Source organism: Micromonospora sp. DT53 (assembly GCF_049841535.1).
GTDB lineage: Bacteria > Actinomycetota > Actinomycetes > Mycobacteriales > Micromonosporaceae > Micromonospora.
The window spans coordinates 105,636-121,045 of the sequence record NZ_JBNCKM010000010.1 but is presented as its reverse complement, the minus strand read 5'-3'; the positions used below and the strand labels follow the sequence as shown (position 1 = coordinate 121,045).

Genomic DNA, 15,410 nt, shown 5'->3' with positions numbered 1-15,410 from the left:
GGGGGTAACCGGCGCACGGCAACCGCCACGTAGTGGCGGACGAGCAGAGGAGGAACCATGCAGCAGGTGCAACTGTCGGAGGCCGAGCAACGGGTGTACCAGGCGGTCACCACCCTTGAGGCACGCGGGCAGGTGCCCTACCCGGACCTGATCGCCGAGGAATCCGGGCTGACCCAGGAGCAGGTGGGCAGCCCGCTGCACCTGCTCACCGAGAAGGGCCTGCTGCACCGCGAGGACTCACCGATGGCCGGCCTCGACTTCGGCCCCCGGTTCTGCGCCCGTCAGATGGCGTGATCCGCGAAACCAGCCGGCACGGTTCGCCCCCCGGAGACCCGGGTAGCGGTCAACCATGGATGACCGAGGGTCGACGGGGGGAACGATGAGCGCGGCGCAGCCACCGCAGCCGGTGACCGCGGCGGAGAACCGACGACGCTGGCAGGCGGTCGGCGTCGGACTCGTCGCCGCGTTCATGACGCTGCTCGACGTGAGCATCGTCAACGTCGCGGTGCCGTCCATCGACCGGGCACTGCACGCGTCACCGAGCGACCTGCAGTGGATTCTCTCCGGGTACGCACTCACCTTCGGCCTGGCGCTGGTGCCCGCCGGCCGCTTCGGCGACGCCCGCGGACGGCGCAACGCGTTCGTGTTCGGCATCGCGCTGTTCACCATCACCAGCGCGTTCGCCGGCCTCGCCACCACCCCGACGTGGCTGGTCATCGCCCGACTACTGCAGGGCGCCGCCGCCGGCATCGTCAACCCACAGGTCATCGGGCTGATCCAGCAACTGTTCCGTGGGCCCGAACGCGCCCGCCCATTCGGGCTGCTCGGCGCCACCATCGGTATCTCCACCGCCGTCGGGCCGCTGCTCGGCGGGCTGCTCATCGCCATCGGCGGCGAGGAACACGGCTGGCGCTGGGTCTTCTTCGTCAACGTGCCGGTCGGTGTCCTCGCGGTGATCCTCGGCTGGCGGCTGCTGCCCGGCCGCCCCAGCGGTCAACCCGGCTGGCGTCGACTCGACCCCATCGGCGTCCTGCTACTCGGCGTCGGCGTCGTCCTGGTCCTGCTGCCACTGGTGCAGGAGCAACAGTGGCGGACCCCCTGGAAGTGGGCGCTCATCCCGGCCGGCCTCGCGGTGCTTGTCGCCTTCGGGCTCTGGGAACGACGGTACGCACGCCACCACCAACCCCTGTTCGACCTTCGCCTGTTCGGCGTGCAGTCGTACACCCTGGGCTCGATCCTGGCGCTCGTCTACTTCGGCGGCTTCACCGCGATCTTCTTCATCTTCACCCTGTTCCTACAGATGGGGCTCGGCTACAGCGCCCTCGTCGCCGGCCTGGCCATCACGCCCTTCGCCCTGGGCTCGGCGGCCGCCGCCGTGCTCGGAGGCCGCATCGTCAACCGCTTCGGCCGACCACTTGTCGCCATCGGACTGCTCACCGTGGTCGTCGGGCTGGCCGCGACAGTGATCGCGCTGCACCTCCTCCCGGACTCCCCGGCGCCCTGGGTCACCGCCGGTCCGCTGCTCATCGCCGGCATCGGCAGCGGCCTGGTGATCGCCCCCAACCAGACGATCACCCTCTCCGAGGTGCCGGTCGGGCAGGCCGGCAGCGGCGCGGGCATGCTCCAGACCGGCCAGCGGATCGGCGCCGCCGCCGGCATCGCCGCCGTCGGCTCGCTGTTCTTCTCGACGCTGGCCGACAGCCGCGGCGACTGGACCACCGCCTTCGAACAGTCCCTCATGCTCGCCACCGGCATCATCGCGCTCGCGCTGGTCGCCGCGCTCATCGACATCTGGCGCACCCACAACCACAAAAACTGATCGGGGTACGCCGCTGGCCGGCACCCCGGGTTGCGGAGTGCCGGCCAGCGGTCGGTGCCGTGCGTGTGGTGGTGCCGTGCTGTGGTGGTGCCGTGCTGTGGTGGTGCCGTGCTGTGGTGGTGCTGGCGTGCGGTGCTGGTGTGGGGTCAGCTGTTCCAGTGCTGGGCGACCAGGTCGGTGGCCTGCTGCTCCCACTGGGCGTACGCGTCGGGGTAGGCGGACACCTGTACGGTCTGCGCGGCCTCGGTCAGCGGCATGTCCTGCCAGCCGTCGACCTGCTTGAGGCCCTTGAGGAACGCGGTGGTGGAGTACTCGGGGTTGGTGATCTGCTCCGGCGTACCCCAACCGCTCGACGGGCGTTGCTGGAACAGGCCCAGCGAGTCGTGGTCGTTCATGTCGCCGAGATGACCCAGGTTCTCCAGCTTCGACTCCTGCAGGCTCGTCGCGATCGAGATGACCGCGGCCCGTTCGGGCAGGCCGGCCTTCTTCGTCGCGGCGATGATCGCCTTCGCGTTGGCGGTCTGCTCGTCGTTGAGGGTGATGTGGGACTGGTCGCCCTGCGGCTTCGGCGCCTGCACCGCCACCGCGACGGCGGTCGGCTTGGCATCCACGGCCGGGTTGGCGTGAGCGGCGATCGGACCAGCGAACACACCACCGGCGAACGCGAGACCAGCAACAGACAGCATGCTCTTACGCAAGATCGTGTTCATGGGGGTAGCTCCTTCGGGGGTAGAACACCCCGACCACCAAGGGGGGCGGCGGTGGGGTGTGAGCACCTCGTCCGGCGCTGCAACAAACACAGGGGGAAAAGTCTTGGGGTGTGACGCCCTGTCGGGCGTCGGGGTCGGCGGCCTACGGGCGGGGGGCTCGTGGCGCCGGGTCCAGGTGTAACGACCGGAGGGCCGGGGGTCATTCCCGGGCTGGCCCACCCGGCTGGCACCCGCATCACGGTGGTGCCTGCGGTCGGTCGTGGGGACTGCAACGACCGGCCCGAGGCTGACATTCCAACCTGCGCGACCCGCCCCCAGGCGCAGGGGCGGTGGTGCTGCGATCGTCAGGGTATGTAACGACCCCGACCCGGCCATGATTCCGGCCCACGGGTGCGACCAGTCACCACCCACAACACCCACGCCGGACAAACACCCCACACCAACACCCGGCCCACCGCGGCGAATCGCCCCACACCCGCATGATCCACTCGGGTTCACGGAAGTCGGGCGGTCCCGGACTCCCGGACACCCCGACTTCCTGAAACCCGAGTCGATCACGCATCTGCCGGCCGCATCATCCTCACAAAACGGACAGGACCTCACTCCGGGGTCGAACGAGATCATCTGACTCCCCGGGGACCGCCTCCTGCCGCCGGGAAGTCCCTACCGGCAGCACGCCGAGGCCGCACTCGGCGGGCGCAGAGGCCGTGCCAGCGCTGTGTCGACCTCGGTGCTGGCGGGCGGTGCCGGGTGAGCGGGCGCCGCGCGAACGGGCGCCGCGCGAACGGATGCCGCGCGAACGGATGCCGGTGAGCGGGCATGGGCCGTACCGGGCGCGGCGGGTGGGAGGGGGCGGCACCGGAGCTGTCTGCGTCTTTCTGGACGGGCTGGCGCCCGTCGGAGTGTTCCGACGGGCGCCAGCTTGCGTGCGATCCGGGCGCAGCCCGGTGGTGTGGATTAGTGCGCCGCACCACCGAAGCGCTGGCGGCGACGCCAGGCCAGGGTCAGCAGCAGCATGACCGCTCCGGCGCCGACCAGGCCGCCGCCGAGCTTCATGGGTGTGCCGAGGCTGTCACCCGTGACGGGCAGCGGCTGCTTCTTGTGCAGCACCCGCAGCTCGGTGCTGGCGGTCCGGCCGGACTCCCGGCCGGTGGCGGTGAAGGTCAGCAGACCCGTCACCGACGGCTTGTAGCTCTTGGTGAAGCGACCCTGGGCGTTGGTGTACGCCGTGAAGCTCAGGGGCGCGCTGGCCTGGTGGGCCACCGGGACCATGGCAACGGTGCTGCCGTCGCTCCGGCGGGCCGGAGCCTGACCGCCGGCCGGAGCGGCCAGCGGAGTCACCGTGACGACGATGTCGACGGTCTCGTTCGGGCCGAAGCCGGTGCCGGTCAGCAAGACCGTCTCGCCGAGGAAGATCGTCGGCCGGTTGACGGTCAGGGACGCGGCGGCCGGCGGGTACGGCGGCGGTTGTGGCGGGTCGGTGGTCGCGCTAGGCGTCGGCTGCGGCTGTGCCGCCCCCGCTGCCGTCGGCACGGCCACCACGGCCAGGCCGACCGTGAGCGCCATGATGATGCGGGATAGCCGCATGATTGGTTCCCTCCTACTGGTCACAGCTTGGTGCGGAATGAACTTGGGTGGTCCAGGGGCTGGCGGTGGGGGTCAGCCGGAGCTCGGCCTGCCCGACGCCGGTCTTGGCCGTCAGCACGGTGACCTCCAGCGCCCTCTCGGCTCCGGGGCCGACATCCACGCTGGCCGTCGCCACGTGGCGGCGGCGTTCGGTGCCACTGCCGAGCGCCGTCTCGGCCCCGTCCAGCCGGGCCTCGAGCACCGCCCCACCAGCCGGGCTGAAGATCGACACCAGGGTGCGGGCGGTGTACGGATCACCAGCCAGGCCGAGGCCGAGGACCGAGTCGCTAAGTCCGGACTTCGGCGCCGTGGAGCGCAGGGTCACCCGCAACCGGAGCTCACGGCGACCGTCGGACCGGCATTCGCCGACCGTCAGGTTCGCCGTCGGCCGCAGGTAGTAGCCGAGCTTCGCGCCGCTGCCGTCGTTGAGGAACACGCCGACGGTCGGCACGGTGTCCTGTTCCGGAAGCGTCCCGGCCATCCGGCTGTCGCCGAACGTCCGCTGTTCTTCAGGTCGGGCACTCCAGAACAATATCCGCCGTTCGGTGATAGCACGGTCAAATGCGGACAACAACACCCTCGGGTTGACATTCTTCTTGAAGAAGGCATCGAAAACCGCCGATGCCGACGCCGTGAAGAACTCGTCCTGCTGCTTGATGTCCAGCCTCTGGTAGCTGTCGTTGAGCAGCGTCTGCACGACCTTCTCGCTGGCGAGCGGCACACCACTGGGCACGAGCACCGGGCCGGTCGCCTTGAGCAGGTAGGACAGCACCACCGGGTCGACGGCGAGTACGCCGTCCACCGTGGTGCCGGTCTTACGCCGGAACATCTCGCGGTAGAGCTCGGCGGCGGTCGGGAAGTGCGGGGACAGATTGACGTCGGCGGGGTAGATGCCGGGCAGGTCGGTCCAGAGGGCACGGGTCTCGGCGGGCACCTTCAACGCCGGGGTGAACTGGCCGAGCGAGGCACTGCTGCCCTGCTTACCCATCTTGACCTTGCCGTTCTCGGCCTCGATCATCGCGTACGCGCCGAACATGCCTCCGGTCGCGCGTAGTTCGGCGAGGTTCTGCGAGACGAGCAGGTAGCGGCGCGGGCCGTTCGCTCCGAGCAGCGGCGGCAGCAGGCGGGCTCCCTGGTCGGCGGCCGTGGTGAGGCTGGCCAGCCGGTCGACCTCGTCACGAAGGTCGCTCAGCGCCTGCCGGATCTGGCTGACCAGCCGGTCGGCGGGCACCGCGGCCAGGTCCTGGCGAGTGCGCTGCACCGATTCGTCCACCCGGGTCAGCTCGGCGGAGACGGCGGTGAGTCGGGCCAGGTCCAGCTGGCCGCCGGTCGGCACCAGGCTGGTCAGGTCCGTGCGGAGCAGGGTCGGGAACGCCTGCCGGGCCAGGTCGTCGATGGCGACGGCGATCTGCCGGACGGCGTCGAGGTCGTCGCCGGCGATCGGCGTACGCCGGCCGAGCCGCCAGCTCGGGTCGGTCGTCGCGGCTCGGGCCGCGCCAGCCTGCTCCTGAAGGGCGGCGAGCGTCCGCAGGGCACGGTCGGTGTCCCCTCCGACGACTTGGGCGCTCAACTCTCGGGCCAGTTGAGCGGCGTTGATCAGGTGAGCGCGCGCCTGCCAGCCGCGGAAGCCGATCCACCCGCCGGTCGCCAGCAGCAGCGAGCCGACCACCAGGGCGCCCAGGAGGGCCCGTCGCAGTCGGGCACGCCGACGACGCCGGGACCGGCTCCGCCGCCGGATCGGTCGTTCGCTCTCCGTCACACCAGACTCCCGATCATGGAACCGGACAGAAGGTTAATTTCCCTGACGTTCTTAGCACACAGCAGAAAACTTCGTACTGTTCTTGCATTTATGACTTTTTAGTCGAAATTCCCTCGCGTTTGTCGGAGGACTCCGCAACGCGCCCGGCCGCCTCGTGCAGCAGCCGCTCGATCTGGTCGACTCCGGCAGACAGCGACATCTCCCGCAGGTACGCGGCCCGCCCTCGGCGACCCATCTCAGTGCGGGTCGGCGGAGGAATGGTGGCGGCCAACCAGAACCGGTCGGCCAACGCCGCCCAGTCCTCCGGTGGGCAGGACAGCCCAGCCCGAACCCGTTCGACCAGCTCGGCCGTGTCCCCGCCGGCCGACGCGATCACCGGCGCGGCACAGGAGAGTGCGGCCTGGAGCTTGGCTGGCACCGTGCTCCGCAGCTCCGGAAGATCACGCAGCATGATCAGCTGGTAGTCGGCCGCGGCGTACAGCTCGGGCATGTCCACCGGCGAGCGTCGCTCCACGAAGCGGACGTTGTCCGCGCCCAACTCGGCGGCGAGCCCCCGCACCCGCCGCTCCGCCGCGCCCGAACCGACCAGGACCAGGTCCATCGTCCGGTCCAGTGCCGCGGCCGCCCGGACCGCCGTCTCCAACCCCTGCCGTGCCCCGATGGTCCCGGCGTGCATCACCACGCACCGACCGTCCCGGCGAACCAGCTGACGGGCCGCCGCGCCGGGCGTCGCCGGGTAGAAGATCCGCTCGTCGGTCCAGTTCAGCACCAACCGGACCCGGGCCGGGTCGGCGCCGGCGGCGACCACCAGGTCCCGCATCGACGGCGCGGCGACCGCGATCCGGGCCGCGGTCCGATAGATGCGGGTCATCGTGTTGCCCATCCGCGCCGCCCAGCGCCCCTCGCCCCCCTCGTCCGCGCCGTCGCGGGCCCAGACGTCCTGCACGTGCAGCACCGCCGGCACTCGCCCGAGCAGCCGGAGCACCCCGGCGGCGGCGAACGTCGTCGCCGGCAGTTGAAAGACGTAGAGCACGTCCACGTCACCGAGGAACCGGCGTGCGACCAGCCCCGCGCTGCCGGCGAAGGAGTGGTAGCTGGCCATCCGGCCGCGGAGGGACGCGGCGCCCCCGGGGTACCGCGGCACCCGCCGGACGCTCAACCGCTGGCTGTGGGTTTCGTGGTGCCACCGCTGTCGCCAACCCGGATAGACGTGCCCGCCGGGGTAGTCCGGGAAGCCGGTGAGGACCCGCACCTCGTGCCCGCGCCCGGCCAGCTCCTCGGCGAGGCTCCCGGGGATGAACGCCGGCTCGGGCGGGAAGTGGTACGACAGGATGCCGATCTTCACCGATCCGCCCCCGTCCCACCGGGATCGGCGCCGGTCGGCGCGGCACCACGGCCGGTGAGCGCGCGGCGCGCGTACGATGCCGACAACCCCTCGCTGCATGGCCACCGGCGTCGACGCACCGCCCTCGCGGTGCGAGCGCCCGTGTCCGTACCGATGAGAGGGGCACCGATGGCTGATCGCCTGTTGTTCGTCTGCCACGCCAACCTGTGCCGGTCGCCGATGGCCGAGTACCTGGCCCGCCGGCTGCTGGCCGACCAACCCGTCGAGGTGGCCAGCGCCGGCACCGACGCGATCGACGGGCTCGTCATGCACCCGTACGCCATGGAGGTCGCGACCGAGAGCGGCGCGGAGGCGGCGGCTTTCCGGACCCGGGGTTTGCGCGCCGAGTACCTGGTCGACGCGACGCTCGTGCTGACCGCGACGCGACGCCAACGCTCGGTCTGCACCTCGTTGGCGCCGGGAGCGCTGCACCGAACGTTCACGCTGCGCCAGTTCGGCCGGCTGGCCGCCGCGGCCGAGCCGCCCGCCGACTCGACCGACGACCCGTTGCGGGCGGCGATCGCCGCCGCCGCCCAGGCCCGGGGACGGCTGCAACCCGCCGCCCCGGACGAGGACGACCTTCGGGATCCGATCGGCGGTACCGAGGCCGACTTCCGACGCTGCGCCGAGGAGATCGAACGGTCGCTGCGCCCCCTCGCCGCGCTCATCGGGGCAGCCGGGTGAGTTCCTGGGTGTGGTCGGGGACGCCGTTGACCCCGTCAGCGGTCGCGCTGTGCCGGCCGGACGCGGCCCGGTCGGTTGGCACCGATGCCCCGGACGTCGAGGCGACCACCCGGTAGGCCTCATACTGGTACGCCTCGGCCTTGGCCACCTTGGCCATGTTCAGCACACAGCCGAGCAGCCGAACCGAGACCGAGTGCAGTGCCCGGGCCGCCGCGGCCACCTGGGTCCGCGACGTACGGCCCTGCTGGGTCACCAGCAGCGCGCCGTCGGCCTGCACGGCCACGACCACGCCGTCGGTCACCGCGAGCAGCGGCGCGGTATCGATGATCACGATGTCCGCCGACTCCCGCAGCGTCAGCAGCAGGTCCGACATGGCCTTGGAGCCAAGCAACTCGCTCGGGTTCGGCGGGGCCGACCCGCTGGGCAGCACCAACAGCGACTTGTCGCCCCAGCGCTGCACGACGTCGCCCACCTTCACGTCGCCGACCAGCACGTCGGTGAGGCCGACGCCGGCGTCCAGGCCCAGGTAGTCGTCGACCTTCGGGCGGCGCAGATCGGCGTCGACCAGCAGCACCCGCCAGCCCGCCTCGGCCAACGCGATGGCCAGGTTGCAGGAGAGGGTGGTCTTGCCCTCGCCCTGCAGGGCGCTGGTCACCGCGATGACCCGGGCCGGCTCGTGCACGTCCACGAAGCGCAGGTTGGTCCGCAGCTTACGAACCGCCTCGGCACGCGCCGACGTCGCGGCGTCGCCCACGATCAGTGGCGCACTCTTGGCGTTGGCCTCGAACGGGATCTCACCGAGCAGTGGGCTGCCGGTGGCGCGTTGCAGGCCGGCGGAGTCACGCAGCCGGACGTCGGCGGCCCCGCGCAGGATCGCCAGACCGATGCCGAGGACCAGGCCGAACAGGCCGCCGAGGAAGAGGTTGCGTACCGGCCGCGGCGAGACGGGGCTGGTACTGACCCGGGGGCCGCTCACCACTTCGATCTTGATCGGCGCCTTGCCCTCGGGCGTCGTCTCCACCTTCTGCACGAGTTCGACGAACTTCTGGGAGAGGGCCTCCGTCACGCGCAACGCGCGAGTCTGGTCGGTGTCGGTGACCGACGCGCGCAGCAGGACGGTGCCGGTCTCCGTGGAGGTGGTCACCCGGCGCTGCACCTCCTCCGCGGTGAGGCCCACCGGGTTGTCGGCCACCACGCTCTGCGCCAGCCGGTCGCTGGTGAGCAGGTCGGCGTACGACTTGACGCGCTGCTGGAGGAAGAGCCCGCCCTGGTAAGCCTCGCTGATGCCCGAGTTGGGGGTGGTGACGAAGAAGGTCACCGAGGCGACGTACCGGGGTTGGGCCCGTACGGTCACGAACGCCGAGACGCCCAGAGCCACCATGACCGTGATCAGCGGAACCCACCAGTGCCGACGCACGTGGCGCAAATGGCGGAGCAGGTCCATCAGGCGCGCCCCCGTGCCGGTCCGGTTACGGCAAAGAACTTCACGAAAACCCCCAAGGTCGTTTCTAAACTCGTGAAACCATTAAAGCTGTTCATGCGGCTTATGTCCGAACTTACGTCTTTTCTGCATGCCGAGATGCGCGCCCGCATGACCAACCCGACAAACGGCCATTCGGCTGCGGCGACAACCGAGAAAAGTCGAAGGCCGATCGGATGACGTCCGATCGGCCCAGCGATCGCCGCCGCCCACGCCGCCGGATAGGGGGCATCTGCCCCAGGGTCTACGCGCATTCCTGCTCACCCTCGCGGTGGTCGACGACCTGTTCGCGATCACCATCATCGCGATCTTCTACACCGCCGACTTCCATCCCCTTCCGCTGCTCGCCGCGTTCGCGCCGATCGGGCTCTTCGCGGTGCTGGTGCAGCGGGGACGTACCTGGTGGTGGGCGCTGATCCCCCTCGCCGTGGCCGCCTGGACCCTGAGGCACGCCTCGGGCGTGCACGCCACGGTGGCCGGGGTTCTGCTCGGCTTCACGGTCCCGGTGCTCGCCCGCCGACCGCTGGGCGGCGACCAGCCGGCCACCGGCGACGCCGGGGCGGACGCCGCCGAGGCGGGCGAGGGCGGGCTCGCCGCGCGCCTGGAGCATCGCTGGAGGCCGGTGTCGGCTGGCTTCGCGGTGCCGATCTTCGCCCTGTTCACCGTCTCGCTGCTCATCGGCGACCTGGCCTTCGGGGCGGACAGCACGGCCGACGACCGGGTCAAGGCGGCCGTGCTGCTCGGCTCGGTGATCTTCGCCGGGCTGGCCGCCACGGTGCTCAGCCGCCGCAACGCGGCGTACCGGAGGGTGGCGGAGCTGGAGCGGCGCGACGCCGACGGGGACGGCGTACCCGACGTCTACCAGCGCCCCGACGTCCGCTGAGGGTCACGGCGGGGTGGCCGCGGAACGCCGGGAGGTTGCCGCGGCCCGACCAACGCGGGTTCGCCGTCGTGCCGCGGCACCCGCGCGGGACCTGCGCTCAGTGGCGACGTTCGGCGGGCGGCAGGTCCTCGGTCTCCTCCACCAGCGCCTCGGCCGTCGGCCCGGTGAGGTCGTCGCCCGGCACCGCCACCTCCTCGACGCGATCCTGCTCGTCGGTCTTCCCGCCCGGCGGCGGCTCCGGGGCGGTGCCGTCGCCGGCGAAGCCGTACTCGTTCGGTTCGTCGTGCCGACCCATGTGGTCATCCTCCCGCTTTTCCCGTCTCACCTGTTGAGGCCAACGGTAGGTGGTGATCGTCCTCGGCGCAGGGCGCCGGGGATTGTCCGCCGGACCACGGTGGTGGCCTGCTCAGCGCCGCCCCGAGCAGTTGACGCAGGGCGATGATCGCCACCGCGCCGGCCAGGCCGTTCCAATCCGGCTCGCCGGCCAGTCGGAGCAGGCCGGCCGCCGTGAGCAGGTCCAGCAGCACACGGACACCGCTGCGCAACGCCCCGGTGCTCAGGGTGGTGACCACCCCGGCGACCAGCGCCAGGGTGGTGACGGCCGTGACCAGGGCGCCCGTCACGGTCGACGCTCCCCCTCGGCCACCTGATGCTGCTCCTGACGGATCTCCCGGCCCAGGAAGTAGTTCAACGCCGTTCGGATCGTCGCGATCGCGGCGAGTTGGCCGATCTGCGCGAACGACGGGGACACTGCCGTGCGCAGCACGTCGGCCGCCAGCTGGAATTCCAGACCGAGGGTCAGAAAACGACCCAGCGAGAGCCGGATCGGCGTGAAGTGGGCGGCGGTGCGGTGTCGCAGCCCCTCGACCGCGAACCGCACCGCCGCCCACACCGCGCCCACGAAGATCACCAGCGCGCCGGCCACCTCCACCACGGCCACCAGCACCTGGTCGCCGTGGCGCAACAACTCGGCCGGCTCCACCCCGGGCCGTTACCCGCCCTCGGGGCAGCTAGTCGGCGCTCAGGTCAGCTCGTTCACCGCCTCCAGGATCAGCCAGAGACCGGAGATGGCGAAGAGGATCGCGGCCCCGTACTTGATGGTCTTCTCCGGCAGCCGCCGACCGAGCATCCGGCCGACCAGGATGGCCAGCGCGTCCGCCGCCACCATGCCGATGGTGGAGCCGAGCCAGGTGCCGAACCAGCCGTACTTGGTGGCGAGCGTGATCGTGGCGAGCATCGTCTTGTCGCCCAACTCGGCGAGGAAGAACGCCACCGAGACCGCCACGATCGCGGTCTTGCTGGTCTTCTCCGCCTTGCGCTTCTCCTCCTCGGTGAGCTTGTCCCCGCGCAGCGTCCACGCACCGAAGCCGAGGAACGCCACACCGGCCACCAGGGAGATCCACTCGGTCGGCAGCACCGCCCCGAGACCCACGCCGATGGCGACCGACGCCAGGTGCACCACCGCGGTGGCGACCGTGATGCCGATCAGCACCGGGATCGGTTTGAACCGCGTGGCGAAGGTCAGCGCCATCAGCTGGGACTTGTCCCCCAGCTCGGCGACGAAGATGACGCCGAAGCTGACGACCAGCGCGGCGAAAAATCCCTCCATGACGTCCCTTCCCGTTCGCGCCGGGAGGAGGTACAGGGGTGCCCTCGACCCGGCTGCAACAGCCTGAGTCGAAGGTCTCGCCCGCCCCGAGATAACCGGGGCCGCGTGGCCGGATGCGGAACGCACCAGTATGTCGACCACGACATTGGGGGCTACTCCCCTTCGCGCGACCAGCCTAGCGGATCACCGCCCGGCCCGGCCGAATCGGGTGAACAGGGTCACCGCGCCCGCGCCAACGTGACGCCGAAGAGCGCCTCCGGGTCGGTCCAGAACTCGGCCGTGGCGAAGCCGGCCGTGGCCAGCTCGGCGGCGATCCCCTCCGGGTGGAACTTCGCCGAGACCTCGGTACGCAGCTCCTCCCCCACCGCGAAATCGACTGTCAGCCCCAACACCCGCACGGTCATCGACCGGGTCGCCCGCAACCGCATCTCGACCCACTCGTGCTCGGAATCCCAGACGGCGACGTGCGCGAAGGCGGCCGGGTCGAAGTCGGCGCCCAACTCGCGATTGATCACGTACAGCACGTTGCGGTTGAACTCGGCGGTGACCCCGGCCGCGTCGTCGTACGCGGGCACGATCACCGACGGGTCCTTCACCAGGTCCGTGCCGAGCAACAGCCAGTCGCCGACCTCCAGCGCGGCGCGCATCGCCGTGAGGAACTCGGCCCGCTCGGCGGGCAACAGGTTGCCGACGGTCCCGCCGAGGAACACCACCAACCGCCGGCCGCCGGTGGGCAGCCGGTCCAGTTGCCGGGTGAAGTCCCCCACGATGCCCCGGACCCGCAGGCGGGGATAGTCGGCGGCGATCTGGGCGGTGGACCCGCGCAGCGCGCTGACCGACACGTCCAGGGGAACGAACGTGCCCAACCCACCCCGGCGGGTGAAGGCGTCCAGCAGCAGCCGGGTCTTCTCCGACGAACCGGAACCCAACTCGATGAGCGTCTTGGCCCCGGTCAGCGCCGCGATGTCGGGAGCGTGCGCGGCCAGCACGGCCCGCTCGGCCCGGGTCGGATAGTACTCGGGCAGCCGGGTGATCTCCTCGAAGAGCTCGCTGCCCCGGGCGTCGTAGAACCACTTCGGCGGCAGCCACTTCCGCCCGGCGCTCAACCCCGCCCGGACGTCGTCGCGCAGGCCGCGCTCCAGGTCACCCTCTTCGAGGTAGATCTCCAGTGGTTCCGCGGTCATCGGTTCGCTCCTCTGTTCGATCAACAGTTGCGTGTCTGCCCGGCGTGACGCACCGGGGCCGGCAGTGGGCGTACCCGCACCTCGCCCGCGGTGGCGACGACCAGGTGCCCCTCCGGCACCGACCGCCACCCGGGATCGTCGTCGTGTGGCTCCGAGGCGAGCAGCACCGAACCCGGCGTCGCACGGACCGACAACGCGTGCCCCGCCACGCTGGCCACCACCCGGCGCCCGTCGCTGAGCAGCAGGTTGAGCCGCGACCCGGGTGCGGCGGCCGCGACGTCGGTCACCGTCCGCCCGACCGCCTCGGCCGGGTCGGCGCCCGCACGCAGCCGATGCCGCACCAGCGCCCAGAGCAGCGCCGAGTCGGTGGCGGCGTCCAGGGTGAGCAGGTCACGCACCGGCAGCCCGGCGGCGAGCGGCACCACGGCGTCCGGCCAGCCACGGACCACCCCGTTGTGGCTGAACAGCCACCGCCCCTCGGCGAAGGGCGCCGCCGCGCCGTCGAGCACCGCCATCCCGACCGTCGCCGAGCGCACCGCCGCCACCACCGCCGCGCTGCGGGTCACCGCCGCGAGCTGGGCGATGGTCGGGTCGCTCCAGATCGGCTGCGCCCGCCGGTACCGCACCGGCTCACCCTCACCCGGGTACCAGCCGACACCGAACCCGTCCGCGTTGATCGTGCCGCCGCCACGCATGTCGCGAGGCGCCCAGGACTGCCGCACCAGCGAGTGCGCAGGGTCGAACAACAGCTCGGCCAGGGTGACCGGCGGCCCCAGGTAGGCCAGGTGGCGACACATCAGCGCCCCCGGCCTGCCGCCGGGCCGCCGGTCCTGCGGTGACTCACCGGTACGACTCGTCCGGTCGCACGTCGCGGGCGCAGCGGAAACCGCTGAAGATCTGCCGGCGGATCGGATAGTCCCAGTTGCGGAAGGTGCCCCGACAGGCAGAGCGGTCGGTGCCGAACGAACCGCCGCGCAGCACCCGGTAGTCGCCGCCGAAGAAGACCTCCGAGTATTCGCGGTAGGGGAACGCGGCAAACCCCGGATGCCCGTCGAACGCGGTCGAGGTCCACTCCCAGACGTCGCCGATGAGCTGGTGCACACCCAACGGCGAGACGCCCGCCGGGTACGCGCCCACCGGGGCCGGCCACAGATGGCGCTGGTCGAGGTTGGCGTGCGCCTCGGTCGGGTCGTCGTCTCCCCAGGGGTAACGGCGCGACCGCCCGGTCGACGGATCCCACCGGGCCGCCTTCTCCCACTCCGCCTCGGTCGGCAGCCGCTTACCGGCCCACGCCGCGTACGCCTGCGCCTCGTACCAGCACACGTGCACCACCGGCTCGTCGGCGCGGACCCGAGCCCACCGACCGAAGCGCCGATACGACCAGTCGTCGCCGTCGGAACGCCAGTGCATCGGCGCGCTGAGCTGCTCCCGAACCCGGTGCTCCCAGCCGGCCGGGCTCCACCAGCGCCGCTCGGTGTAGCCGCCGTCGGCGATGAAGGCCGCGTACTGGCCGTTGGTCACCGGGGCGGCATCGATGACGTACGCCGGCACGTCGACCCGGTGCGCCGGACGTTCGTTGTCCAACGCCCACGGATCGGTGTCGGTGCCCATGCTGAACTCGCCCGCCGGCACCAGCACCTCCGCGCCGACCCGGACCGACGGCTCGGGCGGCGCCGGGGCGTGCAGCACCGGCGGACCAGAGCGCAACTGGTGGGTGGCGAGCATGGTCTCGTCGTGCTGCTGCTCGTGCTGCACGATCATGCCGAAGGCGAACCCGTCGGCGACAAGTGGCCGTTCGGTGAAGGCCACCGAGTCGAGCAGATCGTGCACCTTGTCCCGAACGGTGGCCAGGTAGGCGCGCGCCTCCCCGGGCGGCAACAGGGGCAGCGCGGGGCGGTCCCGGCGCGGCTGCTTGAACGCGTCGTACAGATCGTCGATGTCACACCGGACCGGCTCCCGGCCCCCGACGTCACGGACCAACCAGAGCTCCTCCTGATTACCCACGTGGGCGAGGTCCCAGACCAGCGGCGACATCAGCGGTGAGTGTTGGCGCGTCAGGTCGGCGTCGTCGACCACCTCGGTCAACAACGTCGTACGGGCGCGGGCCCGCGCCAACTCCACAGCGATGCGATCGCGCAACCCCGGCTCACTCCTCGCGCTCACCGAGCCTTCTTCCGTTCGCGACTGCGAGGCTCGCAACCCCGGCTCACTCCTCGCGCTCACCGAGCCTTCTTCCGTTCGCGACTGCGAGGCTCGCAACCCCGGCTCACTC

General features: G+C 71.3%; 16 protein-coding genes and 1 pseudogene. 5 read left to right on the top strand and 12 right to left on the bottom strand.

Annotated features, from left to right (window positions below; all coding sequences use genetic code 11):
- Window positions 1–57 precede the first annotated feature (57 nt).
- Together ACLQ3B_RS27530 and ACLQ3B_RS27525 are read left to right on the top strand one after the other, a co-directional pair.
- Window positions 58–294 (top strand): hypothetical protein, encoded by a 237-nt coding sequence (locus ACLQ3B_RS27530; RefSeq protein WP_112587077.1) that lies wholly within the window; start codon window positions 58–60, stop codon window positions 292–294.
- A gap of 85 nt (window positions 295–379) precedes the next feature.
- Complete coding sequence (locus ACLQ3B_RS27525; RefSeq protein WP_425783600.1) at window positions 380–1,819, top strand: MFS transporter; 1,440 nt, start codon at window positions 380–382, stop codon at window positions 1,817–1,819.
- A gap of 146 nt (window positions 1,820–1,965) precedes the next feature.
- Here the strand turns inward: ACLQ3B_RS27525 and ACLQ3B_RS27520 are convergent, their stop codons facing one another.
- The 4 genes from ACLQ3B_RS27520 to ACLQ3B_RS27505 form a co-directional block, all read right to left on the bottom strand.
- Window positions 1,966–2,529 carry a hypothetical protein gene (locus tag ACLQ3B_RS27520; protein WP_425783599.1) on the bottom strand — a complete coding sequence of 188 codons (564 nt, stop codon included), beginning with the start codon at window positions 2,527–2,529 and terminating at the stop codon, window positions 1,966–1,968.
- 957 nt (window positions 2,530–3,486) lie between these two features.
- Window positions 3,487–4,116, bottom strand: a complete 630-nt coding sequence (locus tag ACLQ3B_RS27515) for a hypothetical protein (RefSeq protein ID WP_425783598.1) — start codon at window positions 4,114–4,116, stop codon at window positions 3,487–3,489.
- Window positions 4,117–4,129: 13 nt separating this feature from the next.
- Window positions 4,130–5,914, bottom strand: coding sequence for a DUF4012 domain-containing protein (locus ACLQ3B_RS27510; protein ID WP_425783597.1), 1,785 nt, complete (start codon window positions 5,912–5,914; stop codon window positions 4,130–4,132).
- 88 nt (window positions 5,915–6,002) lie between these two features.
- On the bottom strand, window positions 6,003–7,259 hold the full coding sequence (locus ACLQ3B_RS27505; RefSeq protein WP_425783596.1) for a glycosyltransferase family 4 protein: 1,257 nt from the start codon (window positions 7,257–7,259) through the stop codon (window positions 6,003–6,005).
- A gap of 168 nt (window positions 7,260–7,427) precedes the next feature.
- Between ACLQ3B_RS27505 and ACLQ3B_RS27500 the strand changes: the two genes are divergently transcribed.
- A complete protein-coding gene (locus tag ACLQ3B_RS27500) occupies window positions 7,428–7,982 on the top strand; it encodes a low molecular weight phosphatase family protein (RefSeq protein WP_425783595.1) in 555 nt (184 codons plus the stop codon).
- Here the strand turns inward: ACLQ3B_RS27500 and ACLQ3B_RS27495 are convergent.
- On the bottom strand, window positions 7,963–9,426 hold the full coding sequence (locus ACLQ3B_RS27495; RefSeq protein ID WP_425783594.1) for a polysaccharide biosynthesis tyrosine autokinase: 1,464 nt from the start codon (window positions 9,424–9,426) through the stop codon (window positions 7,963–7,965). The genes ACLQ3B_RS27500 and ACLQ3B_RS27495 overlap by 20 nt on opposite strands.
- Between ACLQ3B_RS27495 and ACLQ3B_RS27490 the strand changes: the two genes are divergently transcribed.
- The gene (locus ACLQ3B_RS27490; protein WP_425783593.1) at window positions 9,409–9,642 is read left to right on the top strand and encodes a hypothetical protein; all 234 of its coding nucleotides are present in this window, start codon (window positions 9,409–9,411) and stop codon (window positions 9,640–9,642) included. The genes ACLQ3B_RS27495 and ACLQ3B_RS27490 overlap by 18 nt on opposite strands.
- A gap of 49 nt (window positions 9,643–9,691) precedes the next feature.
- Window positions 9,692–10,345: pseudogene (locus tag ACLQ3B_RS27485) on the top strand (Na+/H+ antiporter NhaA); the annotation flags it as partial.
- A 97-nt stretch (window positions 10,346–10,442) separates the two neighbouring features.
- On the opposite strand, the gene ACLQ3B_RS27480 reads toward ACLQ3B_RS27485, so the two are convergent.
- The 7 genes from ACLQ3B_RS27480 to egtB form a co-directional block, all read right to left on the bottom strand.
- Window positions 10,443–10,640, bottom strand: a complete 198-nt coding sequence (locus ACLQ3B_RS27480) for a hypothetical protein (protein WP_327036066.1) — start codon at window positions 10,638–10,640, stop codon at window positions 10,443–10,445.
- Window positions 10,641–10,644: 4 nt separating this feature from the next.
- Window positions 10,645–10,968, bottom strand: coding sequence for a hypothetical protein (locus ACLQ3B_RS27475; protein ID WP_425783592.1), 324 nt, complete (start codon window positions 10,966–10,968; stop codon window positions 10,645–10,647).
- On the bottom strand, window positions 10,965–11,327 hold the full coding sequence (locus ACLQ3B_RS27470; RefSeq protein WP_425783591.1) for a DUF1622 domain-containing protein: 363 nt from the start codon (window positions 11,325–11,327) through the stop codon (window positions 10,965–10,967). Before ACLQ3B_RS27470 ends, ACLQ3B_RS27475 begins: the two co-directional genes overlap by 4 nt.
- Window positions 11,328–11,366: 39 nt before the next feature.
- On the bottom strand, window positions 11,367–11,954 hold the full coding sequence (locus tag ACLQ3B_RS27465; protein WP_328654264.1) for a TMEM165/GDT1 family protein: 588 nt from the start codon (window positions 11,952–11,954) through the stop codon (window positions 11,367–11,369).
- A gap of 218 nt (window positions 11,955–12,172) precedes the next feature.
- Entirely contained in the window at window positions 12,173–13,138 is a 966-nt protein-coding gene (egtD, locus tag ACLQ3B_RS27460) for an L-histidine N(alpha)-methyltransferase (RefSeq protein WP_425783590.1), read from the bottom strand.
- A 20-nt stretch (window positions 13,139–13,158) separates the two neighbouring features.
- Window positions 13,159–13,935 carry an ergothioneine biosynthesis protein EgtC gene (gene egtC / locus ACLQ3B_RS27455; RefSeq protein WP_425783589.1) on the bottom strand — a complete coding sequence of 259 codons (777 nt, stop codon included), beginning with the start codon at window positions 13,933–13,935 and terminating at the stop codon, window positions 13,159–13,161.
- Between the two features lie 43 nt (window positions 13,936–13,978).
- Complete coding sequence (egtB, locus tag ACLQ3B_RS27450) at window positions 13,979–15,301, bottom strand: ergothioneine biosynthesis protein EgtB (protein WP_425783588.1); 1,323 nt, start codon at window positions 15,299–15,301, stop codon at window positions 13,979–13,981.
- Window positions 15,302–15,410 lie beyond the last annotated feature (109 nt).

What these genes read in the sequence shown, in the direction of transcription:
- ACLQ3B_RS27525 (WP_425783600.1), top strand. Translation starts at nt 380, where the DNA reads ATGAGCGCGGCGCAGCCACCGCAGCCGGTGACCGCGGCGGAGAACCGA.
- ACLQ3B_RS27515 (WP_425783598.1), bottom strand. Translation starts at nt 4,116, where the DNA reads ATGCGGCTATCCCGCATCATCATGGCGCTCACGGTCGGCCTGGCCGTG.
- ACLQ3B_RS27495 (WP_425783594.1), bottom strand. Translation starts at nt 9,426, where the DNA reads ATGGACCTGCTCCGCCATTTGCGCCACGTGCGTCGGCACTGGTGGGTT.
- ACLQ3B_RS27520 (WP_425783599.1), bottom strand. Translation starts at nt 2,529, where the DNA reads ATGAACACGATCTTGCGTAAGAGCATGCTGTCTGTTGCTGGTCTCGCG.
- egtC (WP_425783589.1), bottom strand. Translation starts at nt 13,935, where the DNA reads ATGTGTCGCCACCTGGCCTACCTGGGGCCGCCGGTCACCCTGGCCGAG.
- egtD (WP_425783590.1), bottom strand. Translation starts at nt 13,138, where the DNA reads ATGACCGCGGAACCACTGGAGATCTACCTCGAAGAGGGTGACCTGGAG.
- ACLQ3B_RS27530 (WP_112587077.1), top strand. Translation starts at nt 58, where the DNA reads ATGCAGCAGGTGCAACTGTCGGAGGCCGAGCAACGGGTGTACCAGGCG.
- ACLQ3B_RS27465 (WP_328654264.1), bottom strand. Translation starts at nt 11,954, where the DNA reads ATGGAGGGATTTTTCGCCGCGCTGGTCGTCAGCTTCGGCGTCATCTTC.
- ACLQ3B_RS27480 (WP_327036066.1), bottom strand. Translation starts at nt 10,640, where the DNA reads ATGGGTCGGCACGACGAACCGAACGAGTACGGCTTCGCCGGCGACGGC.
- ACLQ3B_RS27500 (WP_425783595.1), top strand. Translation starts at nt 7,428, where the DNA reads ATGGCTGATCGCCTGTTGTTCGTCTGCCACGCCAACCTGTGCCGGTCG.
- ACLQ3B_RS27490 (WP_425783593.1), top strand. Translation starts at nt 9,409, where the DNA reads ATGGCGGAGCAGGTCCATCAGGCGCGCCCCCGTGCCGGTCCGGTTACG.